Genomic DNA, 23,320 nt, shown 5'->3' with positions numbered 1-23,320 from the left:
ATTGCCGTTTTGAAGCTGACGAAATAGCACTGGGCGCGGCGCGGATCGGATAGGGGCGCCTGCAGCTTTCAATTCCGTGATGGCAAGAAGCGCATGGTCACAAAACTGAGGACAGCACATGGGAGTGAACGGCGCGGAGAATACCCCGCTATGCGTCATTCAGTGACAATGCTCCACTGCTTTAGAGACGCCTCGACCTCATCGCAGGATTCCAACGAGAGTGGCCGTTTCACCCACGGACCCGCTGGGACTGTTTCCGATGCTACTACCACGCAATTAGCTTGATCCTCGTTTAGTCGCAGAGTCTGATCTGTTTCGTCGTATATGAACTTTTGGCGAGGATGATCACTGCATTCCAACAGTGCAAATTCCGACTTTCCTGTAGCGATTAAGGCCTGCATGCAGAAGCCTTCAAATGGGTAAGATACGACCTGCATGGTGTCTGCGTTGTACTCAAAACGCGTGTCATGGCCTTCATAGCTGCGTGGTTCACCCTCACTGGACGGTTTGCAAGAATGGGTCTGCAAAAGATCAGACTGCCCGGCCCCATATGTATCAATGCAAAACCCATATCCGTTTGGTTCGTCGTGGTTTTCACTGAGGACGATATATGGTGCTTCTGACGGAACCTGTGGTGCGTCAGCATTGGCAACGCCTGCCGCACCAAGCAGCGTGGCTGTGAACAGCGTAAATCGCATTGTGTGTCCTTTTCTAAGGCTGATTGAAGGGGATAGTTTAATTACACTTCAATATACTTTCAAGCCAAACTATTTCAATTAGAACTAATTTGACAAATTACTTAAATCACTGTAATTAATACACAAGATTTCTCAAAGTGAGCCCATGAAACGTCAGCACGCACGAATCCATCCCTTCCTACACTCAGCTGCGATTTTGGAAAAGCAACTGGAAAGCTTGCTTGGATCGTCCGGGATACGGCATCGCCAAGCCCTTGTTCTGGATGCGCTGCAGAAGATTGGACCATCCTCTCAGCAGCACCTCGTCAAACATTTCAGCGTCTCACCTGGAACCATGAGCTCAATGATTTCCAGGCTTGAAGCACTTGGATATGTGCAACGCGAGACTAGTCCTACAGACCGGCGCACTGATGTGATCAAAATCACACCTAGCGGACAGTCGGTTTTGCTGGGAGTCGCAGAGGTTTGGGAAGACGGCGACAAGTTAATAGAAAACATCCTGGGATCAGAGGACAGCAAACGGCTCTTCGCGCTCACAGAGCAACTCAGCAGAGCGCTTGGTGGTGGCCCGCCGACGATCGAGACACCTGACTAAAAATATGGAGGCAGAACTGTCGCGTTTGTGAGTGTAGGTTTGACTGCCGAGCGGACGCTCGTTCTTTGCGCATCATTCGACACATTGGACACGAAGCCGTCATTCTCCGCAGATCTTTAACCTCGGTCGATGTCGCTACACGGACCCTGCCACCGGCAAGGCGCTTCTTACCGGTTCCGAGTTTCTGTCTCATCTCCACCCCCTGGTGGTTACGGTGTGCCTGAAACCCTCCCTTAAGGAAGAAAAATCCGCTTCGCTGTCCTTTGAACACCGTACGGCAAAGGTCCGGAGAGAGCCCAGAGTGACCAATGCTGCAGATTGTATGGACGTCGGCTTCTTTGAAACGGGTAGGAAACGTGAGTTGATCTGCTTACATCGTCAGACGACCGGCGTCGCGTTTCCGATGCGTTTCCAAAACCAATACGGACAACGCTAAATCACCTAGCGCGTGTCCACGAAAGATGAATGCTGTTCGATCCTCACGCGCGTTGCGTCCATTTGTTTCGCCAGTCACCAAACCAGCTAGATCACCGTGGATGAACCCAGGATCACACAGCTTGTTGGGCAACGAAGCTTCTTGCTTGAGGTCATCGATCACGACGCAATCGAGCGTGCCAAGGCTGTCGCGCTTCCACGGGGCAGCAAGATCGACGACAGCCGCAAATGACCCTGCCTTCATCCCAGACGCGTCGAGAAACGGGGCTGCACCGCCAGTATGTGTGACGGTGGTCACCAGCAAGTCGCAGCTGGCCGCAACCTCTTGCCCGGAAGCACACGCAGTCGAAGGTATGCCACGTGCTTTGGCTTGCTCTGCGAGCCGGTCCTGATTGGCCTGGCCGCGGCCAAAATAGCACATGTGTTCAAGGTCGAAGATGTCGGCAAATGCGTCAAGGTGGCTGCGTGCCTGAGCACCGCACCCCACAAAGCCGATGGTTTTTGCATCCGAGTTGGCCATATATTTTGCAGCCATCGCACTAAGCCCCGCCGTGCGCACCTCCGTGATCCAGTTGCCATCAAGCACGGCAGCCGGCAATCCCGTGACGCTGTCGAGCATTGTCACAAGACCGTTGATCTGCGGCAGACCGTTTGCGTTGTTTTCGGGGTTCAGCACAACCGTTTTGACAGCAAGTAGAGATGGATCATCCATCGCCGCCAGAGCGGCCATCATATAACGCGGATCATCAGGTGGCGTGATCACTGCTTTAGGTGCGCCCCAGACAGTGCCGTTCACGCTCCCACGAATAGCACATTCGATGCTATCGACGATTTGCTCGGTGGTTAGACCCAATCCGATCATATCGTCCTGCGACAAATAAGGGATGTTCATATCGGCCATTCTCAACTCCCCTTCAAATCGGGCCAAGTATCACTCAGGCGGTACCCTTCGGGCCAGGGGTCTTTGGGATCAAGCATATGCTGATGTGTGCCTGTAATCCACGCGCGGCCCGTGATTTCAGGGATTATCGCGGGCGTGTCACCTAGCGTAGTTCTCTCGGCGATCCGTCCGTGGAATTCCGAGTTAATGATTGAACGGGCCGTGAAGGTCTCCCCCACTTGCATCTCGCCGCGTGCATGAAGCAGTGCCATGCGTGCAGAGGCGGCTGTACCCGTAGGTGAGCGGTCGATTTTTCCAGGCTGGATCGCGACGGCAGCCGAGGTGGTCAGGTGGCTCCCTTCGCGTGTGATTGGTCCTGCGAACAGGCAAAAGGAGAAATGTTTCCAATCGGGATTGGTTGGATGGCGGAGCATTAGCTGTGCATTGGCCGCATTAGTAATCGACACGCCAAGTTCTGCCAGCGCCCTGGCCTCGGACGCGACAAGTTCGAACCCGAGGGTTGCCGCATCCACCACAACAAAGCTGTCACCGCCAAAGGCTGTGTCGACGGTTAATTGGCCGATACCCTTCACATCCAAAGGCACGCGCAACGCACCCGCAAAGGATGGCAGATTGCGCACGGTGATCCGCTCTGCCTTGCCGTTCCGGCACTCGGCGTGCACGCGGACCAGTCCACCGGGTGCTTCGAGTACCATCTTGGTTACGGGTTCGGTCATTGGAATGATCCCGCTATCCAGCAGTACCGTTGAGACACAGATCGAGTTGGACCCGGACATCGGCGGCGTGTCTTCTGGTTCCATGATGATCCAGCCCATTTGTGCCTCTGGATGCACCGGAGGGACCAAAAGATTCACATGGCGAAACACGCCACCGCGTGGCTCGTTCAGCATGAAGTTGCGGAGGGTCTGATCCTTGGCGATCCAACTGCGTTGTTCCCAAAGGGTCTCGCCGGGTGGCGATGCCACCCCGCCAACGATCACATCGCCGACTTCGCCTTCTGCATGGCAGGATACGACGTGAATGGTTTTGCTGCTGCGCATGCTAGATATCCTTTACCAAACGCAAGGCGTCATAGATCGCCGCATGTGTGTTGCGTGCCGATACTGCATCGCCAATGCGGAACAGTTGGAAGGTGCCTGCTTCATTGCGCTGAATGGTTTGCGGAGTGCCCTCGATCAGCGCGTCATAGTTGACCTCGCCTAAATTCGACGACGATGGTTTGAGATCAAAATACAGATCGTCGAGCGGCAAGGTGCCATAGTTCACGACAACCTGATCGACCTGGGTCTCGTAACTGTAATCGCTGTAATCGGTCCCAATTGTGGCGGTCAATGTGTTGCCACTGCGCACAACCCCCATCAAGCGCCGCGCGATGGTAAAGGTCACGTCCTTATCCTGAAGCGCGCGCATGTAAGGCACCAAATTCATCGCCATCACGCCCGGAGAGACACTGCGGTCCGGCGTCATAACCTCGACCGCGGACCCCGCATTTGCGGCAATCTCAGCGGCTTGCAAAGCTGGATGATCACCGCTTTCGTCGTAGATGAGAACCTTGCCCGCGGGCTTTACATCGCCCGAGATCAGATCCCAGGTGGAAACAACATTCGCCTGCTCACCTTTCTGTTCATACAGTTCCAGATTGGGTATGCCGCCCGTCGCCACAATGACCACATCCGGGTTGAGGGTGGTGATGTCGTCGGCCTCGGCCCAGGTGTTGAAATGGAATATCACATCACGTGCTGCACATTGCGCCATGCGCCAATCAATGATCCCGGTCATCTCCCGGCGGCTAGGTGTTTGTGCGGTCAGGCGCACCTGTCCACCGGGCGCATCTGCAGCCTCAAACACAGTCACAGCATGGCCACGTTCTGCGGCGATGCGAGCGGCTTCCAACCCCGCTGGACCTGCTCCGACGATTACAACCTTCTTCGCAACCCCCGCTTTTGCAATCTCATGCGGCATCGATAATTCACGCCCGGTAGCAGCGTTGTGGATGCATAACGCCTCGCCTGCTTGATAAATGCGGTCAAGGCAGTACGTCGCGCCAACGCAGGGGCGAATGTCATCTTCACGCCCTTCAATGATTTTGCGCACGATGTGTGGATCAGCCATGTGAGCGCGGGTCATGCCGACCATATCGAGCAAACCAGCTTGCACAGCATGTCGCGCAGTGGCCACGTCAGGGATGCGAGCGGCGTGGAAGGTTGGCATACCCGTTGCCTTGCGCACTTCTCCTGCGAAATCGAGGTGCGGAGCAGACTTCATACCTTGAACAGGAATCATATCCGTCAAAGCTGGATCGGTATGGATGCGTCCCCTGATCACGTTCAGAAAATCAACCTGCCCCGTGGCCGAGATGCGTTTTGAAATCTCCAACCCCTCGTCGTGGGTGATGCCACCCTTTTGCGCCTCATCAGCCGTGTAGCGCAGCCCGACGATAAAGTCTGCGCCGACGCGCTTGCGGATTGCCTCGACCACATCGAGCGGGAACCGCATGCGATTTTCGAGCGTGTCAGCACCATATGGACCCGTCAGATCATTGGTCAGCGGTGACCAGAATTGGTCCAATAAATGACCGTAAACCTGCAACTCGATCCCGTCCATACCGCCCGCCTGCATCCGCTGCGCAGCATCAGCGAAGTCAGATACAATCCGATCAATGTCCCAATCCTCGATCAACTTTGGAAAAGCGTGGTGGGCAGGTTCGCGGTGTTTTGACGATGACACAGACGGCAACCAATCGCCCTTGTTCCAACTCGTGCGCCGCCCCAAGTGGGTCAACTGGATCATCACAGCGCAGTCATGTTCATGCACCGCGTCTGTCAGGTTTTGGATCCACGGTACAACCTCATCCTTAAAGGCAAGGATATTGTTGAACACGGGTGGGCTGTCTCGGCTGACCGCAGCGGACCCCGCCGTCATCGCAAGGGCCACACCCGCCTTGGCCCGTTCGGCGTGATAGGCCGCGTAGCGTTCCTTGGGCATGCCGTCTTGTGGGTAGGCAGGTTCATGGCTGGTCGTCATGATCCGATTGCGCAATGTGAGGTGTTTCAACTGATAAGGTTGAAGCAATGGATCAGTGGACATTGTGGCCTCCCTAAGTGTTGATTATTGACACTTGTGTCAAGTTAACATTTCCGTAATTGACACCACTGTCAAGTTCTTTAAGAATCCAACTATGAAAAAGGACGAAACAGCCAAGGCCCGCGCGACCCGAGAAACATGGATTGACGCCGCCTATGCGCTCTTCGTGAGCGATGGGATTGAGGCGGTGAAGATCATGCCGCTCGCAAAAACACTCAATTTGACGCGCACTGGTTTCTATTGGCACTTCAAGGATCTGTCCGATCTTCATGACGCCATCCTAGACATCTGGCAGAACCGGAACACTGGCGTCATCTTGGAGCGGTGCGCAGTTCCAGCCGACAGTCTCTGCGCGGGTCTATTTAACCTAATTGATTGCTGGATTGACCAAGATCTTTTCGATGCGCCGCTGGATCTTGCAATCCGTAACTGGGCGCGCAACGATCCACGGCTGCAAACCTTCGTCGACAAATCTGACGAAGATCGGTTGGTTGCAGTCAAAGCCCTGTTTGAACGATTTGGAATAACAGGGGACGCGGCCCATTACCGTGCGCTCACCGTGCTTCTAACACAGACCGGGTATTATTCCATGCATGTGACAGAGCCTCGTTCACAACGAGCGGTAGCTGGATGCCGATATGTCGAGATATTTTCAGGCGACATGCCAACGCAGGCCGAAAAAGACGCGTTCTTAGAGCGTCACCGCTAAACCGGCGTCTGAGGTTATGGGCCAAGCCTCTCTCATTTTTTGCGAGACTATTCGCACTCGTATGCTGCACAGTTGAGCGTAAATCGGTATTCGTTCGGGTCTCGCCATACCTGACTTTGGAACAAACGCGGCGAAATGGGGCTTTGTTCGCACCTTCCCAATTCGATGATGTCATTGCCAAAGGGAGCCTTGCTGGTCAGCCGTAGTTCATTCATCGAGCGGCGAAATCTGACTGTGAGCCCGACTTGCCCATTCGACAGAGTGCAGGGAAGGTCGGTTTTTTCATGGTTTGGCCATAAATGCGGCTCGGATCGCGGCCTTCATAGCGTCCTGAGGCCCCTGTTCTTTCGGCTTGCTGGATGCCATCACCAGCTTGGAGGCAGGCGTGTTTCCGAGGCCCAATGCATCGTTCACCACCGATAGACCGCCGTGCAGCGAGGAGCGACCGAGCAGACCCACTGCGATCCCGGCTTCTACTGCTGCAATCACACCAGAGACGCTTTGGCTGGAGTAGACAACGCGATATGGCTTTCCACGGGCTTGCAATGAAACGACCGCCGCGTCGTGCCACCAGCACGCATGATCGAACAAGGCCACTGGAAGGCTTTCATCGGCCCGAAAGTGCCGGTACGCCGACGACACCCAACATGTCGGGTCTTCATAAACAACCTCCTCGTGACTGGACGGGCTTTCGACCTCATAGACCGCAAGGTCCAGCGACCCCTTATTGAGGGCTTCTGGAAAACTTGTGCTCAAGGCGCAGGTGACATCCAGTTCGACTTTCGGATTTTGACGGGCAAAGGTCGCAATGATCGCCGCAAGCCTGGCGCGCCCATGATCGTCGGGTATGCCCAAACGCAGTCTGCCGCTTACTGTGTTCTGTGAAATCTCTCGTAGTGCCGCGTCGAGACGCGCCGTCACCTCCTGCGCAACTGGAAATAGCTTTCGTCCCGTGTCGCTCAGGACCACCCCGCGACCATGCCTGTCAAAGACCGGCTGACCCAGGATCGCTTCGAGGCGCTTGATCTGAAGACTTGTCGCAGATTGCGACCGGTGGATGCGGGCAGCACCGTCCGTGACGCTTCCGGCATCAGCCACGGCGACAAAGGTTCGCAGAAGATCGCTATCCAGATTTCCCATCTGTTTTTCCAATACCGGAAATTGAAACTATGCGTTTCACAGATGCCTTGTGCCGCACTATTTTTCAAGGTCAGAGGAGTATCCCATGTCAGATCAGACAGCTGCCCACCAACCATCTAACCGGAAACCCCTGGTGTGGGGCGTGTCTTTGCTGCTGCTGGCAGGCGTCGGTCTTGCCTGGCCGGAACACGCGGTAAACGCAGCAAAGTTTGTCCTAAGGGGCCTGATTGTCGTGGCCCCCATCGTCATTCCGGGCATCGTGCTTGCAGCCTGGATCATCGCAAGCGGCGCGGATACTCACATCGCTGGTGCCTTCGAGGGCAGGACACTGAGAACGGTTTTGGCGGCCTCGCTCATTGGAGCCATCACGCCCGTATGCGGTGTGACCGTGCTGCCTTTGATGGCCGGATTGCTGGCTGCGGGCGTACCACTCGCCCCGATCATGGCCTTCTGGCTGTCTTCTCCGATAACGGACCCTGCAATGCTCGCGACAACAGCGGCAACCCTTGGTCTGAGCTTTGCGATTGGCAAGACGCTTGCCGCCTTCGGATTGGGTCTATTCGGTGGCGCGATCACCGGCCTGTTCGCCAAGACGCCCTGGGCCATGAATGCGCTTCGGGACAATGGCCTGGCGCGCCAGCTAAGTGCTGCACGATGCGGCGAAGATCAGCCCTTTGATCCTTGGGTCTGGCGGTCTGAGGCGCGACGTCATTCCTTCAGCAAACAGGTTTGGGCAACTACGCGGCTTATCCTGATTTGCCTGATCCCGGCATTTGCCGCGGAGTATGCCTTGAACGCGGCCCTTACGCCGGGCGCACTGGCTGCATATGTTGGCGAAGACAAATGGTGGGCCATACCCGCCGCTGTCTTCGTCGGTGCCCCGGCCTATATCGACGGTTACGCCGCGCTCCCACTGACACGCGGGTTGATCGACAACGGCATGTCCGAAGGCGCGGCAATGGCGTTCCTTGTTTCGGGCGGCGCGGTCAGCATCTGGGGTGCTATGGCCATCGCACCGGTGCTCAAATTGCAACCATTCATGCTCTATCTGTTGCTTGCAGTTCTAGGGTCGCTCGGGGCGGGGTATGTCTTTGGGTGGATCGTCTGAGATTCAGCGTTAACGGGACGCAGACGTTCAGCGAACGGCAGCAAAGTCCCGCGTTGCAGTCGTCTTCGAACCGCGTCTCGAATGGCAGCTTTCTGCAACCACTGGATGATTTACCGCATCGTAACGAACCACGAACTTTGACAGAAGGGATCAATCGCAAATGGCGGCAGACCTTCCACCTCATCACTTTCCTTCCGTGGGCCAGCGGGATTTGGACAAGCCAAACGCCCCTGGCCGTTAGGGTGAGTCCGTTGCCTCCCCCTCGGGCAACTCTTTTAGACAGGGCCGTGTCCTCGGCTGTGCCTCCGGGCCACACCACCCCTGCCGAATAGCGTTGCCTCGCCCCCTCCCGCGTTCGCCACGTGGCAGATTAGCAGGAACAGGCAGCTTGGCCGTCTGACCTACAAATCAGCTCTGGTTTTCCGATATGGAAGTCAGATCAAAACAAAATGTCTGCGGGAGTATGAAATCGGGACGGCGTGTTAGTTGATGACTCAAAGATCAAATTCAACTGATGTCCAACGTTGGGGGCGCCTTCTGATGTGGAACGTTCACTGCTCTTCTGGTCCAACTGTGACGGTTGGGTCAGGTTCGTGTGACGTTCAACAGGAAATGTGGAACGTCACTGACCTTTGACTCAATCGACTGTCAAAACCTCAATAAATCGGTGAATCACGTCATTCAATTCTGACCCAAACGTCAAGCATTTCTGACCCAAATTGAATGGCGGCCATTCATCGACGCTGCAGCCAATATCTCAAGGAAAGCACAACAACATCAAGAGACCCCACAGCGCACTGGGCTATCGCCCACCAGCCCCGGAAACTATAATCCCAATGGATCAGAGGCCAACAATGCACTAACAATCAAACTGGACCAGTCAGATGAGGCTGCTCAGAAATCCACACATTGAGCCACTCATTCTCTGAGCCGTCGCCGCTTATGACTTGGTTGGAATCACCACCCGACCGCTTAAACCTCCAAGCGAGACAGATTTTCCCAAGTCAAAGTGCGCACCATATGCATTGAGAAGATCAACCGCTATTGCCAGCCCCAGCCCGCTGCCTCTCACCGAAGTGTCAAGCCGCCCACCAGAGCGCAATGCTTCGCGTATTGCGTCCTCTGGAATACCCGGCCCGTCATCTTCGATACAGATCTCGACGCAGTATTCCCGACGTTTCGCAATCAGTCTTACTTGGCCGCGACACCATTTGACTGCGTTATCCAACAAGTTTCCAAGAACCTCTTCGATATCTTGCGTATCCATGCGCACCCAGAGTTCGGGGTCGCTTTTGACGTCCAGCTTTTTGCCTTCTCTTTCGGCAATCGTTGAAAACAGCCGTGCGAGACGTTCGACTGAGTGTGAAATATCCGTTCGCGAATGCGTCAACTCAGCTGTGTTTAGAGCTCGGATGCGCGCGAGTGACCGACCGAGTTGAGCGTCGATTCGATCAAGAGCTTCGTCAGCGATATTTGTGTCGACGCCGGACTGGGACATAGCCTGCAATTCATTTCTCAGAATAGTGGCAGGTGTTTTCAAAGCATGTGCCAGATCAGCGGCTTGCCTGCGTGATCCGGACACAATGTCCCTATTGCGACGCAAAAGCTGATTCAAGTCATTAACCAAAGGGGCCACTTCCTCCGGATAATCCTTTGGTTTCAGGTCGTCATCAGCGTCCCAACGATAAGCCACATCCCTGCGCAATTTACGAAGAGGCCCCAGGATGACAGACATCAGCATCAATGAGCTCGCAACGCCGATCAGGCCAACCAACCCAAACACTGGCAGAAGACTGCGCTGTGCCGCCTGTCTTTCGTTGACCAATTGCGCCTGGCTTTCAGCAACACTTATGCCCCAGACAGTGTCATCTTCGAAGGTAATCTGTTGGTACGCGCTGCGCAGCGCTTCGCCCTCGGGGCCCGAAGTGTTCCAAAGGGTTGCGTTTTCTGAGGCGTTGGGTGGCTCGGCGATTGTTTCATCAAACAGAGACGCCGACGTGAAAACCTCTCCGTCGCCGCTGGTGACCTGCCAGTATCTGCCGGAATATGGCGCACTGTATGCCGGATCAAACATGAGATCACGCAGGGCATCCGGGTCTTGGGTCGTGACGCTCAGCCCGACAACAAGCTGGGTGTGGCGATCTAGAAGCGTGGCGTCGAACCTGTTTGAAACTCGGGAATCGATGAATGAAAACACCGCGAGTGTGCCCACGCCAACCGACAAGGCCCCGGACGCAATCCCCCCAAGCAATGCCCGTTGACGCAATGACAACATCAGAGTGAATCGATCATGTATCCGCGACCCCGAACCGTCGTGATCAGGTCAGGTCCCAACTTGTTACGCAGTCGGTTTATGAAAACCGCGATGGTATTCGAGTCCCGGTCACCATTGTATTCGTAGATATGCTCTGAAAGCTCGGATCTTGGAATCAGGCGACCGGCGTTATGGGCCAGGTAAGTCAGAACAGCAATCTCCTGGGCGGTTAAATCGATCGGAACACCTTCAACAGTCACCCGTCCATTACGTGTATCAAGAATGACGTTGCCCATCTCGATAATGGGGTTAAGCTGCCCACTCTGACGGCGCAAGATGGCGCGGACACGCGCGGCCAGCTCGGGCAAATGGAATGGTTTGGTCATGTAATCATCCGCACCAGCATCCAACCCGTCGACCCGTTCGCTCCACCCATCACGTGCCGTCAGGATCAATACCGGAGTTTTTACGCCTGCGCTGCGCCAGTCGCGCAAAACAGAGATGCCATCTCGTTCCGGAAGCCCGAGATCGAGGATGATCATATCATATGGTTCTGTAGTTCCCAGATGCTGGGCGTCAATGCCATTGTGGACGATATCGACCACTCGGCCTTCAGCGTTCAGCAGCTTTTTGATCTGCTCACAAAGGTGCGGTTCATCTTCAGCGAGTAATACTCTCATACTTTTTTCTATAGGCCTGCGACCGAAATTTTAACCACTATTTTTTGCCACCACCATTACCGTTGCCGCCGGAGTTGCCGTTACCGTTGCCACCGCTGTTGCCGTTGCCGCCAGAGTTGCCGTTGCCGTTGCCACCTGAGTTGCCGTTACCGCCAGAGTTGCCGTTGCCACCGGAGTTGCCGTTGCCGCCAGAGTTACCGTTGCCGTTGCCGCCCGAGTTGCCGTTACCATTGCCGCCGCTATTGTTGCTCTGATTGCCCTTACTGCTGGCCTGTCCTTGCGAGTTGGATTTGGCAGAATTGCCGGGTGTGGACTTGGCTGCATTGGAAATCTGGCGTCCGATATTTGAACGATTGGGCACAACCACACCGGTTTGAGCATTCACGATAACACTGATGATCTTGCCGTTGGGTTTCTTTACAAGGATCCGATAGTAGACCTTGTCAGTCTGAAACGCACGCGCATCAACCGGCGTTCCGCCAAAGACTCTTTCAACGCCTTTAAGAACCCTCTTCAACCTGATGGTGCTGCCCGACGTTGTCACTTTGCGCAATTCGGACTGCTTTAGTTCGCGCACAGCAGCATGCCCGTCCCCGACTTGGAGAAAGGCGAACAGACAAGCGATGATAAAAAAATTTCTCATCCTCAGTACTCAATATCGCGTAACTGCGCCTCAATTCTACAGATTTTAAGATGAACTGGCGATGAACGGCCGGTTCGTCGCAGGTTCAACGATAATGGGCTTAAATCTGTCAGTTAGTTCCTGATTCCGGCACGCACACTCGTGCTGTCATTTTTCTACGCATTTCATCGTGTGTGGAAATTCGCATTTAACAAACGAGGACCGTCATGAAGATCAAAACGACCGGCCTAATGAAAGCCTCTGCAATAGCAATCGCTTTGCTGGGATCTACTGCAATTATTGGGGCGTTCACATTCCCCGATACCGCCTATGCCAAGCAAGGCAATGGTAACGGCGGTGGCAATGGTAACGGCGGTGGCAATGGTAACGGCGGTGGCAATGGTAACGGCGGTGGCAATGGTAACGGGGGCGACAAAGGCAACAGCGGTGGCAAAGGCCACGGCAGCAGCGCGAGTAGCGGAAAAGATAAAGGTAAAGGATCAACCGCATCCACAAACGGCGCAAGCAAAGCTGCCGGGAAATCTGGTCACAATTCAAAAGGCTCTGAACGGAGCTCCTCGAAATCTTCCAAGAAGGGTCAATTCTCTCTGAATGGATTGTTTGGCGGCAATAAAAAACAAACTGCCAAGAAGACACAAAGGAAGGGAATTGCCGGCCTGTTCAAAGGTAGCAAGCCAGTCACCACTGCAAAACGAACAAAAACTACTTCAGTTAAGCGGTCTTTGCGCCCGCCAAGCAGGAAAGCAACGATTCTAGAAGATAGTACGCTTGCGCTTGAACCGCGCAACCTCGGCAAGTTGAACGGCGCCACTAACTCCAGCCCCAAGGCAAAGCTCGCGCATATTGCCAACGGTCAGTATATGAAAGGTACGGGGCCGGTCAGCCTTGCAGCAGGCCTTGCCGTTGCGGACACCAAATTCAATCACATCATGGGTGAAAACAACACGTTGAGTCCCAAAGACGTGAAAGAAATCAACGCAGCGCTGGACTACTTGGACGAAGCCCCCCTGTCCCTGGAAGAAGCCGAGGATATCCTTGCCAATGAGGAAGCCAACCCTGGGACAACTGATCCTGAAGATTTGGAAGACGCGCAAGCCGTTAAAGATGCGCACGAATTAACCACGGATGAAGATGGTAATCCGATTGATCGACCTACGGAAGATCAGTTGGCGTCCGCAGAAGCCGTGCATCAGGCAGAAGACAACCTTTTGGATCACCACAAGGGCGGGTTTTCAGAAGATGACGCCATCGCAGCGCAGCAGCAAGACAGTGTTCTCGACGCTGTACGAGCCTCTAATCCTGACGAGGAAGCCGTCAAAACCGCTCTTGGCAATTCGTATGACGAAGACAAGTACGATGACGAAGAAGTCAGTATCGATCCGGCCGAAGAAGATCAGACGCCTGATGGAGAGGAAGAGGAAGAACTTGTTAGTAATGGCTAAGTGCTAGGTCAGAAGGGTGTTGGTAAAGACCTGGTCCGCGCCAATATCGCACGGGTTCGCATCATTCCCCAATAACCATTTGGATTCTTTACCCTGCCTCTCACTGTAAAAAAAGCCCGCTCTGATTAGAGCGGGCTTTTGCATTGGTGTTTTCCCGGGTAGGACGTGTCCCTGGAAAACTGCAGACGTCTTTATGTAGGGTCAGACGTCCTTTTTTGCTCTTTCAAACTGTTCGCTATTTACGATAGCCGTCAGAGCAATCTCGACAGGCGAGAAACGCCCGCTGCCGGATTTCGTGGTGTTCGACACGCATTTGTGCGCGGTGGAACGTGATGGTTTCATTCGTACAGGAATCGGATCCAAAGCTTTTTCAGTAGCAGACTTAATCATGCTGTTCCCCTTCCAGGGAGCCAAGCGCCCTTAACCGTCTCGGCTCGGTAGAATGAGTATGCGCGATGTTTGTTGAACACTGCGAGAACACATTGTTCATCTTTGGTTAAAGTTGTAGCCGATACATCAACAATAGTATAAGTTGCTCTTCGCTGCTCAAATCCCCACTGATGGTTTAAGTAACCCTTGATAGTAGATGAGCAGCAATTGTCGTATTTGGCCTTGCACCATCGCTGTGTAGTTGAACAGACAAAGGAACGTTTTGCCAACCTGTGCGGCTAACTTGGTGCTTTACAGCTATCGAATTCACTAGCCGTCAGCCGATACGTGCTGTTTCAGCATTGTTGGAGCCGCGGTCTGCATCATTTCTTCGATTTAACAAATGCAGCAGTTCAACTTGATTAGAAGCGCCCGTCTTTGAAAAAACTGAACTCAGATGCGACCGAACAGTCGTTGGGCAGACAGTCAGGGCTTCGGAAACCTTTTTGACCGTAAATCCTTCCTTCAACATGGCACAAACCCGAAATTCACACCGGCTCAGGCCTGCTGGATTTTGAGGACCCAGTATCGGAACACGTTTGTTTCCCGAAACCTCCTTAAGATGGTGATTTCGGCCCTTCTCAAAAATCGCGGAAGCTGAACCAGGCGTTCGATTGCTCCAACCGGACGCTAGTGTCGACGCCATTATGGCCAGTAAGTCCAAATCAAATTGGGCAGGCTTATGCCGGAAATGCAGCTCGATGTGATCCACATGCCCGCCACTCGTATCAAGCGGAACGATGATCACCTCACCCAAATCCTTTAAATCGCCCTCAAGATGTCGTGGTATTGCTGCTTTGTCTGCAATCAATGCATCCGACAATGTCCAAATTGAACCAGCCTTTGCCGTCGCAAAATTATCACCCAAAACCAGCTCTGCCTGAGTTTGAGATTGAGAGGGCCAGACTTTACCTTCTTCTTTGCAACACCGAGCAACGTATCTTACTTTTCGGTCCAGCTTAAATGTTCGCGCAATTAATGCAGCGTCTGCATTAACCAACTCTATTAATTTTCTTAAAGCTTGTGGAATGGAATTATTACCCGCTAAAGCGTGTGTCCATTCCATAACGAATCTGAAGCTGTTTTGCGCCTGGGCGCTTCTGGGAAAACTGACACTCATTACTCTACCAACCAAATCAGCAAACTTTGCTGGTCAAAATTTCTTTCGCAGCCCCCGCCGCAGTTACAAACTTGTTTAGGTCTCATCAGCTCAGCAACTGGTTTTTGAAGCTTCAAATGAAGATGTACAATAAAGCTTGGCGCCGAACTAGTTGCTAATTATCTGAATTTATTACTAAAAATTCAATTTTGTGAAAATTAAACGTCGACATCCGATCGATCCAAAGAACGAGATTTTAGACTACAGTTACCCCTCGAATCACTAAATTGTTTCCAAACATACTGATTCGAATGAATGTTAAGGCCTTGTTAATGCAAGGTTTATTTTTGTCATCTTCAGGTAACTAATGAAATTAAAAACACACTTTTAAGGTGTATTTTTCCTATTTTTCGCGGAAGGCGGGAATTTTTATCACGGCTACCGTTATTTCAGAGCCAATGCAAAATGTCTGGCTTGCGTTGCGACAAACGCAACGTGGATTTCAATTTAACCTTTCGGGGGAAACATGACCAAATTTATGAAGAAGTTTGTCAAAGAAGAAAGCGGCGCGGCAATTGTTGAATATGGCCTTGCCCTTTTGGTTGTCGCGTCAATTGCGGTTGGTGCGTTCTCTTATCTTGGCACCACTACAAACACGAACGTGACGGGTGCTTGCGCAGCTCTGGGTAGCGCAACCTGCTGAGCCATTGGTTCCTTGCGATTTACAAACCACAACAACATTCTGCGCCGTCCCATCCGTATAGCGGCGCAGAATACACCGCCGGGATTTTCGAAATCACATTTGTAGAAGTTTCGAGATTTTTGAGCGTAACTTTTGGAGACAGAGATGCGTATCAGACCAATTATTACCACATTTTTCGGAATTGCGATTGCTTCAGGCTCTGTGTTCCTGGCGAAAGACTACATCCAATTTAACACGACTGCACCCAGTGCTACGACGAACGCCGATCTCGTTGAGATCTACGTTGCGCGCTCAGAGATTGCATTTGGTCAAACAATAGAAAATCATCACGTCACAACTCATCTCTGGCCACGCGAAGCGCTACCTGCAGGGGTTTTTACCGAGTTAGGGGTACTTGTTCCGGATAGTCGCCAAAAGCTGCGTCGCGCAAAGGGGCGGTTCTATCCCGGTGAAGTCATGCTTCTTTCGAAAGTTTCGAATTTCGGAGAGAAGGTCACGCTGGTTCAAAAGCTGGGTGAAAACACGCGCGCGATGGCGATCGAAGTGGATGCCGTGACCGCGGTCGGCGGATTTGTCACTCCGGGTGATTGGGTCGACATCGTTTTGACTCAAGGCGCAAGGATGGATTTGCGCGCTGTTACTATTTTGCAGAATATCCGCGTGATTGGCGTCGACCAGCAATCCGAAGAACTGAGCGATCAACCCGAAATTGCCCGCACGATCACAGTGGAAGTGACACCTCAGCAAGGACAGCGCCTGGCTTTGGCTCAAAAAGCCGGGACCCTGAGCCTCACTCTAAGAACGCTGGACGGTGTCGAGGATGAGCCAATGGAAATGGTTCGCCTGCGCGATCTTTTGCAAGAAGAAGGTCCAACTGAAGAAGTCGAAACTCAACCGACGGTTAGGTTGAATCGCGGCACGGAATCCGAAGTTGTCATCATCCAGAGGAACTCCCGCGGAGCCGAAGAAGCGACAGAGGCGGAGACGACCCCCCAGACGCAATCCAGCAATCAGACGGATGCTTCGTCCACCCCATTAACTGTCAGCCCAGAGATCAAGCCAAAAGCCCGCTCGATCGAAGTCAGCCAGAACTCTGCACAGTAAGTCTGCGCCATGCATTTTAAAGCCAACATATCATTCTTTGTAAGGGACGAACGCGGCACGGTCGCGATCCTTTGGGGCACAGCATTTGTTGCATTTCTCGGTTTCTTTGCGATCACGCTGGATGTTGGCCGATTGAACTCGACCCACGCAGAGTTTCAGTCCTTCGCGGACCACGTAGCCTTGGCAGCCGCTGGTGAGTTGGACGGACAACCCGACGCTATCACCCGCGCAACCAATGCAGCGGCCAACTTGATCAGTGACAGCCAGACATTTGCCAACGGTCCTTCCACGCTTTCGGGCTCGTCGGATTATACGCTTTTGTTTCACTCCGCGCTGCCGGTTTCGGACCTCACGCCGTTGGGCTCAGATGTCACCACCAACCCACGAGAAGCCAAATTTGCGCAGGTCGTGTTAACACCCAAATCCCTTAGCATGAACCTTGCTTCGGCTTTGGACAGAATGTTTGGTGGAAGCGGCATATCGGCCAGCGTTTCGGCCGAGGCCGTTGCCGGTTACTCCAAAGCGGCCTGCGATATCTCACCTTTGATGTTCTGCCTGCCGCCGGATTGGGAAAATACCCTGACCGTCGGCGATCAAATCTTGCTGCGCAGCGGTGGCAACGGAACCGCCTGGGGACCGGGTAACTTTGGGTTTATCGACCTGGCGACATTTGAAGATGCCTCTGGCGTATGTGCGGACGAAGGCGGGAACAAACTTGCCTGCCTCATCGCAGCGCAAAGCCAGATTACGCAATGCGTGTTGACTAATGGTCTGGATACCGAACCGGGTCAGAAGGTCGGAATCACCAATGCGGCGTTCAATGTCCGCTTTGATATTTTCCGCTCCGTGCTTAATGGTGAAAAAAACAACCCGGACTTTGCACCGGCTCCGAACGTCATCAAAGGGATACAGAAAAAGGGGGGTGGTTCCTGCATTCAGGGTAACGAAGAGGTTACGCCTGACACGGTCGCTCTTGGTCGAGACACTTGCATGGCGGCAGGCACATGCGGTGGCAACAACCGGTTCGGAGACGGCGTCTGGGATCGCGCAGGGTATCTTAACCGGAACCATGACCTTGCAGACGGTATCGCAGACGGAATTGGCAGCGATGCTCACCTTCCGGCTCTTAGCGTAAGGGATAGCGTGTTTGCTGGCACAAGATACGGAATGTATCTGCGGGAAATCGCGCACGGCAATAGCAACCCACATTCACCGCCGAACGCAAATTCGATCCTGGACCCTTCGCTTGCGGAAACCGGCCGCCCGATGTGCTCGAACCAAATGTCGACTGACCCGGCCCGTCGTGTCGTAACAGCGGCAGGCATCGATTGTACCCAAAATCCGGTTTCCGGCTCGACCACGGGCGTTCCGGTTACAAAGTTTGTTGCTGTCTTCCTGACAGAACCAGTTGGGGATGATGGCGGCTCGCCACCCAGCTTTGACATCCATGGCGAAGTTGTCGGCTTCCCTGACGTTTCAGGTGTTGGCAGCGGCGGCAATGGGTTCGGCGGTATCTTTCGCGACCTCGTGCAACTGTATCGGTGATGGGACGCAGGATCATGAAAACCCGCCTCACAGACCCCCTGAAACGCTTTGCAAAAAAGGATGATGGCGCGATCCTCGTGGAATTTGGCCTGGTCATGCCACTTATGCTGTTGCTGCTGGCGGTCACGTTGGAATCTGCACGCATGATGTGGTCCTACCAATCGGTCATAGCAGGCGTTCGCGACGCCAGTCGCTATCTGTCCAGAGTGACACCCGCAGATATCTGCACCTCTGGAGGCAATGTTGCCGGACTTACTACTACTTTGAAGGGCATCGTCGAGGACGACAAAAATGCCAACAGCCTGTTCCCGCCCAGCATAACGGTCAATTCGGTGACACCCAGTCTGTCCTGTGTATCAGGAACCTATCGGGTCAACCCGGCGCCTGTCGGTACGGTCAGCGCGAACATTACTATTCAATTTCCTTTGGGCGGAATCCTGTCTCTCTTTGGCAACGGGCTGTCTTCGGTGACGACTGACGTTTCGGACACTTCAAGGATTTTTGGGCAATGAAAGGTCTGCTTCATATCCACACGCACATGCTTCGCAGAGGGCAGAAAGTTCTTTGGGATCAAAGCGGCGGCGTTCTTGTCGAGTTCGCCATTGTCGTTTCCCTGTTTCTGTTCCTCTTCATGGCGCTACTGGATTTCGGTCGCATGTCCTATAGCATTGCTAATGCTCAGAAAGCCTCGCAACTGGCAGCGCGCATTGCAATCGTTCGACCGCCTGCGTGCCCCGGAGTACCCACGACGCATCAGCGGGGCACCTCTACTTCGTCACCACGGTTTGGCACGTCCTGCAGTGCCTCGGCCGGGGTTTGTGCGGATCCTCAAACCCCTTCGTGTTCGGGTGTCGCAATCAATGCTACGGCCTCGGAAGTCTGGGCGCGGATTAGCCCGCTTTTGCCTCCGGATGCCACAATAGACAACTTACAGTTTCATTATGACTTCAACCCCAATCTGGGTTTCTTGGGTGGCCCGTATACTCCCATGGTCTCAGTCGAATTGAACCTTAACGATTTTCAATTCGTTTCACCGTTGGCCGCGCTGGCAAATGCCGCGGGCGCAACTAACAGCACAATATCTTCGACAGTCGGTTACTCAAACTTCAGCGTCTCGCTGCCTGCTGAAGACCTTGCATTAGGAGAGTCAGGATGAGAGATCAGAATGTTTTTACACCGAAATCGCAGGCAATTATGCTTGTTTCGGAAAACGAAGAGATCGCGCAGCTGGTTGCGGATGTCTTTCCCGTAAATGAGGAAAATAAAGTCACCAGGAACGGGGCATCGTTTCAGATGTTGAATGGAACTGCCCTCGATCTTGCATTCAAGCACGATCTGGTGATCTTTGAAATCGACCCTGATGACACAGGGGAGCTCCGCGCTATCGAGGCTGTCCTGACGCACCGCGACGATAACACCTTGTTTGTTGCACTCACTCAGAATGATCTGTCGATCACCAAGGCGCGTGAATTGTACAAGATCGGTATTGATGAGGTTTTGCCGCTGTCGATTGATGGCGAAGGTTTGAAAGCCGCAGTCAGTGAGAAACTAAATGCGCGCGCGGTTTCGCGAACCACTATTTCAGACGGTTCTTCGGCGTTGGGCAAGGTGATACCAGTCGCAAAGGCGCGCGGTGGAATCGGAGCTACAACAGTTGCTGTCAACCTCGCTTGCTCGCTTGTCGGCGGGCGGGGATCTTTCTTCAGGAAGTCCGCAAAAAACCGAGTAGCCCTTTTGGATTTTGACCTTCAGTTCGGAAACTCAAATGTTTTTCTAGATCTCGAGGACAACGGCGGGTTCCTTCAACTTATCGAAAACTCTAAGATTCCTGACGATCATTTTCTGTCTTCGATCCTGCAAGAGCATGGGCTTGGCGTCGACGTTCTGTGCGCGCCTGCCCCGATGGTGCCCCTACAATCGATGCGGCCTGATCTGATCGAAGGGATGCTGGACCTTCTGCAACATCGCTATGATTATATTATCATCGACCTTCCCTGCGCCGTCGTTGAATGGGTTGAACCTATTTTCAAACGGGCCACCAAATTGGCTTTGGTTACCGATACTACTGTCCCCTGCGTGCGCCAGGCGCGGCGGTTGATTGATTTCTACCGCGAGGCAAACGTCGGCCTTCCGGTGGAGTTCGTGGTCAACAGAGAGCGGAACACATTGATCAAGCCTTCGCATGTCCGCGAGGCCGAGAAGGTATTGAAGACAAGCCTGAAACACTGGCTGCCCGAGAATTCGAAAGTTGCCAGAAACTCCGTAGATCTTGGACGGCCGATTGTGGACTTGAAGCGGCAAACGGATCTTGGAAAAGCCTTGGCAAAACTGGCCGCTGCGGTCTCGGCTGAAACTCAGCCCGTGGCAACGAAGAAAGCGTAAAAGGAGATCAACGTGTTCAACGAATTTAGATCACGCAAGGTTGCTTCCAAGTCGAATGTGCTGACACTGGATCGACCCATTGACATGCCCACCAAATCCAAGGCGACTCCTGATCCAGTAGATGTCGATCTGCAGGCGCATCTGGAACTCAAAAGCCGCTTGCATGGTGAGCTTCTGGACCGGCTCAATCTTTCGGTTATCGATAAGGTTGAACGATCGGAATTGAAGCGCCAGATCGCATCTTTGGTAACCGGTCTGATTGAGGCTGAAAACCTGCACATGCGCTCTGAGGCTTTCACTGCGCTGGTTGATGAGCTTATTCACGAAGTTATGGGTCTGGGGCCATTGGAGCCGTTGCTGGAAGACCCGACTATCAACGATATTCTCGTAAACTCTTTTGATCAGGTTTACGTCGAACGCTTTGGTCTTCTGGAGCTTTCTACTGTTCGCTTCCGCGATGAACGTCACTTGCTGCGGATTATCGACAAGATCGTCAGCAAAGTTGGTCGGCGTATCGATGAGTCTCAGCCCTGGGTTGATGCGCGCTTGGAAGACGGCAGCCGCGTTAACGCAATTATTCGGCCGTGTTCCGTCGATGGACCAGCTTTGTCAATTCGTAAATTCTCCCGCAACCCTTTAACAATAAAAAAGCTTGTTGATCAGAACAGCATGAATGATCAGGCAGCCAAACTCCTTGCGGCCCTTGTCGAAGCAAGGTTGAATATTCTCATTTCAGGCGGCACTGGCACGGGTAAAACAACCATGCTGAACGCTGTATCGTCGTTTATCGATGGCAATCAGCGTATTGTTACTATCGAAGACGCTGCCGAACTTCAGCTTCAGCAAAGCCACGTTGTTCGTCTTGAAACCCGCCCTCCGAATGCTGAAGGGCAAGGTGTAATCACCCAACGTGACCTAGTTCGCAATGCCCTGAGGATGCGGCCTGACCGCATCATCGTAGGAGAAGTTCGTGGGTCAGAGTGTTTTGACATGCTTCAAGCCATGAATACGGGCCATGACGGGTCTATGACTACCGTTCACGCAAACTCGGCGCGTGATTCACTAAGCCGGGTTGAGCAGATGGTAACAATGCTTGGCACTGACTTGCCGATGAAAACCATCCGATCACAGATTGCTTCGGCGATACAGATTGTACTCCAGCTCAGCCGCCTTAGTGACGGCTCCCGCAGAGTCGTCAGCATTTCGGAAATTACCGGCATGGAAGATGACACAATCACCATGCAGGACATTTTTGTTTTCAAACGTCGCGGCAAGTCGGAGGACGGGCAGATTCTTGGGGAATTCCTGCCTACGGGTATTCGGCCAAAATGCTTCGATCAGTTGGTTGCCGCAGGGGTCAACGTAGATACCAACATGTTTATTCGTGGGGCTATGTCGTTATGATTGACCTGCAACCGAACACCCTGAACATTCTGTTCTACATTTCGATTTTCCTTGGAATTCTTCTTGCATACGAAGGATTACAGCAGCTTTTCCTGCGCAAGGAATCCCTCAGCGAGGCCAGAAACCGGCGCATGAAGCTGATCCAGGGGGGCGCCTCGACCGATCAGGTTCTGCAATTGTTACGCGACCCTGCAATGATGGCTCCTGGCGAAAAACCCAGTTTGATCGCGCGCTTTCGACGTCTGCTTGTCCAAGCCGGGCTGACGATCAATCCGATCTGGATAGTCCTTGCAGCCACTTGTGTAGCCCTAGCGGCCTTCGTTGCAATATCCCGGCTCCTAGCCCCGGAAATTGCCGCAGTTCTTAGCGGCTTTCTGGCCGTTATTCTCCCGGTGCTGGTACTGATCGCCATGAAGGATGCCCGATCCAGGAAACTGACAAAACAGTTGCCGGATGCATTGGACCTTATGGCCCGTGGCCTGAAGGTCGGACACCCGGTGGCTGTAACGGTCGGGAATGTGGCATCAGATCTTCCGGATCCGATAGGTTCCGAGTTTGGCATTATTCAAGACCAAATTAACTACGGCGACGACGTCGCAACGGCGTTTCAGGATTTCTCGAAACGTGTCGGAACAGAGGACGCAAACTATCTTGCGGTCAGCATCGGTATTCAGCACGGAACCGGCGGCAACCTTGCACGTGTCCTAAGCATTTTGTCCCAAGTCATCCGCGACCGGCAAACCATGCAAAAAAAGATCAAGGCAATCTCTGCCGAGGGCCGTCTTAGCAGCCTTATTCTTACGGTCTTGCCGGTGTTCATCTACTTCTCAATCGAGATGTCCACACCTACGTTCTACGGCGATGTGCGAAACGATCCGCTATTTCCCTATTTCGCGTGTGCGATCATCGGCCTGACAATTGCTCAAGGGCTTATTCTGAAACGGCTCGTTAAGTTCAAATTCTGA

The 23,320-nt window shown here is 53.3% G+C and carries 22 protein-coding genes; 12 read left to right on the top strand and 10 right to left on the bottom strand.

The window, feature by feature from the left end; translation table 11 throughout:
* Positions 1-155: 155 nt before the first annotated feature.
* Complete coding sequence (locus tag AC2FIO_RS13475; protein ID WP_496698227.1) at positions 156-698, bottom strand: hypothetical protein; 543 nt, start codon at positions 696-698, stop codon at positions 156-158.
* 145 nt (positions 699-843) lie between these two features.
* Between AC2FIO_RS13475 and AC2FIO_RS13470 the strand changes: the two genes are divergently transcribed.
* On the top strand, positions 844-1,293 hold the full coding sequence (locus tag AC2FIO_RS13470; RefSeq protein WP_496698225.1) for a MarR family winged helix-turn-helix transcriptional regulator: 450 nt from the start codon (positions 844-846) through the stop codon (positions 1,291-1,293).
* Between the two features lie 370 nt (positions 1,294-1,663).
* On the opposite strand, the gene AC2FIO_RS13465 is transcribed toward AC2FIO_RS13470, so the two are convergent.
* Genes AC2FIO_RS13465 through AC2FIO_RS13455 form a run of 3 tightly spaced genes read right to left on the bottom strand, consistent with a single transcriptional unit; the run spans position 1,664 to position 5,716 of the window.
* Complete coding sequence (locus AC2FIO_RS13465; protein WP_496698223.1) at positions 1,664-2,629, bottom strand: ornithine cyclodeaminase family protein; 966 nt, start codon at positions 2,627-2,629, stop codon at positions 1,664-1,666.
* A gap of 2 nt (positions 2,630-2,631) precedes the next feature.
* Complete coding sequence (locus AC2FIO_RS13460) at positions 2,632-3,669, bottom strand: trans-3-hydroxy-L-proline dehydratase (protein ID WP_496698221.1); 1,038 nt, start codon at positions 3,667-3,669, stop codon at positions 2,632-2,634.
* A gap of 1 nt (position 3,670) precedes the next feature.
* A complete protein-coding gene (locus AC2FIO_RS13455) occupies positions 3,671-5,716 on the bottom strand; it encodes an oxidoreductase (protein ID WP_496698219.1) in 2,046 nt (681 codons plus the stop codon).
* Positions 5,717-5,807: 91 nt separating this feature from the next.
* Here AC2FIO_RS13455 and AC2FIO_RS13450 point away from each other — a divergent pair, with 91 nt between their 5' ends.
* On the top strand, positions 5,808-6,422 hold the full coding sequence (locus tag AC2FIO_RS13450) for a TetR/AcrR family transcriptional regulator (RefSeq protein ID WP_496698217.1): 615 nt from the start codon (positions 5,808-5,810) through the stop codon (positions 6,420-6,422).
* A gap of 282 nt (positions 6,423-6,704) precedes the next feature.
* On the opposite strand, the gene AC2FIO_RS13445 is transcribed toward AC2FIO_RS13450, so the two are convergent.
* A complete protein-coding gene (locus AC2FIO_RS13445; RefSeq protein ID WP_496698215.1) occupies positions 6,705-7,562 on the bottom strand; it encodes a LysR substrate-binding domain-containing protein in 858 nt (285 codons plus the stop codon).
* Positions 7,563-7,647: 85 nt separating this feature from the next.
* Between AC2FIO_RS13445 and AC2FIO_RS13440 the strand changes: the two genes are divergently transcribed.
* A complete protein-coding gene (locus AC2FIO_RS13440; protein WP_496698213.1) occupies positions 7,648-8,670 on the top strand; it encodes a permease in 1,023 nt (340 codons plus the stop codon).
* A 940-nt stretch (positions 8,671-9,610) separates the two neighbouring features.
* Here the strand turns inward: AC2FIO_RS13440 and AC2FIO_RS13435 are convergent.
* From AC2FIO_RS13435 to AC2FIO_RS13425, 3 genes are read right to left on the bottom strand one after another with little or no spacing between them, the layout of a single operon-like run.
* Positions 9,611-10,945 (bottom strand): sensor histidine kinase, encoded by a 1,335-nt coding sequence (locus tag AC2FIO_RS13435; protein WP_282120599.1) that lies wholly within the window; start codon positions 10,943-10,945, stop codon positions 9,611-9,613.
* Positions 10,945-11,604 carry a response regulator gene (locus tag AC2FIO_RS13430; protein ID WP_058278674.1) on the bottom strand — a complete coding sequence of 220 codons (660 nt, stop codon included), beginning with the start codon at positions 11,602-11,604 and terminating at the stop codon, positions 10,945-10,947. Before AC2FIO_RS13430 ends, AC2FIO_RS13435 begins: the two co-directional genes overlap by 1 nt.
* A 37-nt stretch (positions 11,605-11,641) precedes the next feature.
* The gene (locus AC2FIO_RS13425) at positions 11,642-12,247 is read right to left on the bottom strand and encodes a PepSY domain-containing protein (protein WP_282171118.1); all 606 of its coding nucleotides are present in this window, start codon (positions 12,245-12,247) and stop codon (positions 11,642-11,644) included.
* A 206-nt stretch (positions 12,248-12,453) separates the two neighbouring features.
* Here AC2FIO_RS13425 and AC2FIO_RS13420 point away from each other — a divergent pair, with 206 nt between their 5' ends.
* On the top strand, positions 12,454-13,689 hold the full coding sequence (locus AC2FIO_RS13420) for a hypothetical protein (protein ID WP_496698210.1): 1,236 nt from the start codon (positions 12,454-12,456) through the stop codon (positions 13,687-13,689).
* Positions 13,690-13,890: 201 nt separating this feature from the next.
* On the opposite strand, the gene AC2FIO_RS13415 is transcribed toward AC2FIO_RS13420, so the two are convergent.
* Entirely contained in the window at positions 13,891-14,079 is a 189-nt protein-coding gene (locus tag AC2FIO_RS13415) for a hypothetical protein (protein WP_282120596.1), read from the bottom strand.
* Positions 14,080-14,395: 316 nt separating this feature from the next.
* Complete coding sequence (locus tag AC2FIO_RS13410; RefSeq protein ID WP_496698208.1) at positions 14,396-15,238, bottom strand: helix-turn-helix transcriptional regulator; 843 nt, start codon at positions 15,236-15,238, stop codon at positions 14,396-14,398.
* 505 nt (positions 15,239-15,743) lie between these two features.
* On the opposite strand from AC2FIO_RS13410, the gene AC2FIO_RS13405 reads away from it, so the two are divergent.
* The 8 genes from AC2FIO_RS13405 (at position 15,744) to AC2FIO_RS13370 (ending at position 23,320) form a co-directional block, all read left to right on the top strand.
* Complete coding sequence (locus AC2FIO_RS13405; protein WP_145975006.1) at positions 15,744-15,920, top strand: Flp family type IVb pilin; 177 nt, start codon at positions 15,744-15,746, stop codon at positions 15,918-15,920.
* 144 nt (positions 15,921-16,064) lie between these two features.
* On the top strand, positions 16,065-17,024 hold the full coding sequence (gene cpaB / locus AC2FIO_RS13400) for a Flp pilus assembly protein CpaB (protein WP_082637174.1): 960 nt from the start codon (positions 16,065-16,067) through the stop codon (positions 17,022-17,024).
* Between the two features lie 9 nt (positions 17,025-17,033).
* Complete coding sequence (locus AC2FIO_RS13395; protein ID WP_282171113.1) at positions 17,034-18,569, top strand: pilus assembly protein TadG-related protein; 1,536 nt, start codon at positions 17,034-17,036, stop codon at positions 18,567-18,569.
* Between the two features lie 14 nt (positions 18,570-18,583).
* On the top strand, positions 18,584-19,081 hold the full coding sequence (locus tag AC2FIO_RS13390; RefSeq protein ID WP_496698204.1) for a TadE/TadG family type IV pilus assembly protein: 498 nt from the start codon (positions 18,584-18,586) through the stop codon (positions 19,079-19,081).
* Positions 19,078-19,725 (top strand): TadE/TadG family type IV pilus assembly protein, encoded by a 648-nt coding sequence (locus AC2FIO_RS13385; RefSeq protein WP_058278681.1) that lies wholly within the window; start codon positions 19,078-19,080, stop codon positions 19,723-19,725. Before AC2FIO_RS13390 ends, AC2FIO_RS13385 begins: the two co-directional genes overlap by 4 nt.
* Positions 19,722-20,951: a CpaE/TadZ family protein gene (locus tag AC2FIO_RS13380; RefSeq protein WP_282171110.1), complete on the top strand. Its 1,230-nt coding sequence runs from the start codon at positions 19,722-19,724 to the stop codon at positions 20,949-20,951. The genes AC2FIO_RS13385 and AC2FIO_RS13380 overlap by 4 nt, the downstream gene beginning before the upstream one ends.
* A gap of 12 nt (positions 20,952-20,963) precedes the next feature.
* On the top strand, positions 20,964-22,355 hold the full coding sequence (locus tag AC2FIO_RS13375) for a TadA family conjugal transfer-associated ATPase (protein WP_058278683.1): 1,392 nt from the start codon (positions 20,964-20,966) through the stop codon (positions 22,353-22,355).
* Complete coding sequence (locus tag AC2FIO_RS13370; RefSeq protein ID WP_058278684.1) at positions 22,352-23,320, top strand: type II secretion system F family protein; 969 nt, start codon at positions 22,352-22,354, stop codon at positions 23,318-23,320. The genes AC2FIO_RS13375 and AC2FIO_RS13370 overlap by 4 nt, the downstream gene beginning before the upstream one ends.

It is taken from the genome of Ruegeria sp. CDSB086 (assembly GCF_059611065.1).
Note: the sequence above shows the minus strand (reverse complement) of the source record. Positions and strands in the feature narration are given on the sequence as shown.

Bases quoted from the DNA above. Each gene is read 5' to 3' on its own strand.
- AC2FIO_RS13405 (WP_145975006.1), top strand. From the start codon at position 15,744: ATGACCAAATTTATGAAGAAGTTTGTCAAAGAAGAAAGCGGCGCGGCA.
- AC2FIO_RS13395 (WP_282171113.1), top strand. From the start codon at position 17,034: ATGCATTTTAAAGCCAACATATCATTCTTTGTAAGGGACGAACGCGGC.
- AC2FIO_RS13425 (WP_282171118.1), bottom strand. From the start codon at position 12,247: ATGAGAAATTTTTTTATCATCGCTTGTCTGTTCGCCTTTCTCCAAGTC.
- AC2FIO_RS13430 (WP_058278674.1), bottom strand. From the start codon at position 11,604: ATGAGAGTATTACTCGCTGAAGATGAACCGCACCTTTGTGAGCAGATC.
- AC2FIO_RS13370 (WP_058278684.1), top strand. From the start codon at position 22,352: ATGATTGACCTGCAACCGAACACCCTGAACATTCTGTTCTACATTTCG.
- AC2FIO_RS13420 (WP_496698210.1), top strand. From the start codon at position 12,454: ATGAAGATCAAAACGACCGGCCTAATGAAAGCCTCTGCAATAGCAATC.
- AC2FIO_RS13470 (WP_496698225.1), top strand. From the start codon at position 844: ATGAAACGTCAGCACGCACGAATCCATCCCTTCCTACACTCAGCTGCG.
- AC2FIO_RS13450 (WP_496698217.1), top strand. From the start codon at position 5,808: ATGAAAAAGGACGAAACAGCCAAGGCCCGCGCGACCCGAGAAACATGG.
- AC2FIO_RS13440 (WP_496698213.1), top strand. From the start codon at position 7,648: ATGTCAGATCAGACAGCTGCCCACCAACCATCTAACCGGAAACCCCTG.
- AC2FIO_RS13380 (WP_282171110.1), top strand. From the start codon at position 19,722: ATGAGAGATCAGAATGTTTTTACACCGAAATCGCAGGCAATTATGCTT.
- AC2FIO_RS13475 (WP_496698227.1), bottom strand. From the start codon at position 698: ATGCGATTTACGCTGTTCACAGCCACGCTGCTTGGTGCGGCAGGCGTT.
- AC2FIO_RS13435 (WP_282120599.1), bottom strand. From the start codon at position 10,945: ATGTTGTCATTGCGTCAACGGGCATTGCTTGGGGGGATTGCGTCCGGG.
- AC2FIO_RS13415 (WP_282120596.1), bottom strand. From the start codon at position 14,079: ATGATTAAGTCTGCTACTGAAAAAGCTTTGGATCCGATTCCTGTACGA.
- cpaB (WP_082637174.1), top strand. From the start codon at position 16,065: ATGCGTATCAGACCAATTATTACCACATTTTTCGGAATTGCGATTGCT.
- AC2FIO_RS13390 (WP_496698204.1), top strand. From the start codon at position 18,584: ATGAAAACCCGCCTCACAGACCCCCTGAAACGCTTTGCAAAAAAGGAT.
- AC2FIO_RS13455 (WP_496698219.1), bottom strand. From the start codon at position 5,716: ATGTCCACTGATCCATTGCTTCAACCTTATCAGTTGAAACACCTCACA.
- AC2FIO_RS13460 (WP_496698221.1), bottom strand. From the start codon at position 3,669: ATGCGCAGCAGCAAAACCATTCACGTCGTATCCTGCCATGCAGAAGGC.
- AC2FIO_RS13445 (WP_496698215.1), bottom strand. From the start codon at position 7,562: ATGGGAAATCTGGATAGCGATCTTCTGCGAACCTTTGTCGCCGTGGCT.
- AC2FIO_RS13410 (WP_496698208.1), bottom strand. From the start codon at position 15,238: ATGAGTGTCAGTTTTCCCAGAAGCGCCCAGGCGCAAAACAGCTTCAGA.
- AC2FIO_RS13465 (WP_496698223.1), bottom strand. From the start codon at position 2,629: ATGGCCGATATGAACATCCCTTATTTGTCGCAGGACGATATGATCGGA.
- AC2FIO_RS13385 (WP_058278681.1), top strand. From the start codon at position 19,078: ATGAAAGGTCTGCTTCATATCCACACGCACATGCTTCGCAGAGGGCAG.